The 1,004-nt window shown below is 74.7% G+C and carries 1 protein-coding gene; it reads left to right on the forward strand.

What is annotated here, in order from left to right:
- Positions 1 to 1,004, forward strand: a 1,004-nt coding sequence (locus tag ACNFOC_RS54660; RefSeq protein ID WP_416966350.1) for a winged helix DNA-binding domain-containing protein, incomplete at both ends; no start/stop codon positions are given.

Here is a 1,004-nt window from a genome sequence, read left to right on the forward strand (position 1 = left end):
CTCGTCGCCCTGCACGGCACGGACCCCTCGACGGTGTACCTGGCCGTGGGCGCCCGCCTCGCCGACCCCTCCCCCACCGTCGCGGAGACCGCCCGCGCTCTGTACGAGGACCGCGCCCTGCTCCGTATGCACGGCATGCGGCACACGGTGTTCGTGTTCCCCGCCGGGCTGACCGCGACCGTGCACGCCTCGACCGGACTCGCCGTCGCCGCGCGTGAACGGGCCTCCCTGCTCAAGGACATGGCGAAGGCGGGGGCGCCGGACGCGGCCTGGCTGAAGGAGGTCGAGGGCGCGCTGCTGGCCGCGCTGGCGTTCCGCGGACAGGCGACGGCGGCCGAACTCGCCGTGGACGAACCGAGGTTGAGGGAACAGTTCGTGTACGCGGCCGGGAAGAACTACGAGGGCGTCCACACCGTCTCGACCCGGCTGCTGAGGGTGCTGGGCGTGGAGGGGAAGGTCGTACGGGGCAGGCCACTGGGTTCGTGGACGTCGAGCCAGTTCCGCTGGGCGGTGGCGCCGGAACACCCCGAGCTGGACGTCGCCGAGGCCCAGGCCGCACTCCTCGGCCGCTGGCTCGCGGCGTGCGGCCCCGCCACCGAGGCCGACCTGAAGTGGTGGACGGGGTGGCGGGTGACGGACGTCCGCAGGGCGCTGACGACGATCGGCGCGGAGCCGGTGTCACTGGACGAGGGGCCGGGTTACGTCGCCGCGGGCGACCTCGCCCCCCTGGCCGGTCCCACGGAGCCCTGGGCGGCCCTGCTGCCGGCACTCGACCCGACGGCGATGGGCTGGCAGGCGCGGGACTGGTACCTGGCCCCGGAGCTGCGCCCCGCCCTGTTCGACGGAAGCGGCAACGTGGGACCGACGGTGTGGTGGAACGGACGGGTGGTCGGCGCTTGGGCCCAACGCCCCGACGGCGAGATCGCCTGGCGGATCCTCGACCGGGAGGGCGTCGGCCGGGATGCGGAGACCGCGATCGGGGTGGCGGCGGAACGGTTGCGGGG

The sequence above is a fragment of the Streptomyces colwelliae genome (assembly GCF_048158785.1).
Lineage (GTDB): Bacteria > Actinomycetota > Actinomycetes > Streptomycetales > Streptomycetaceae > Streptomyces.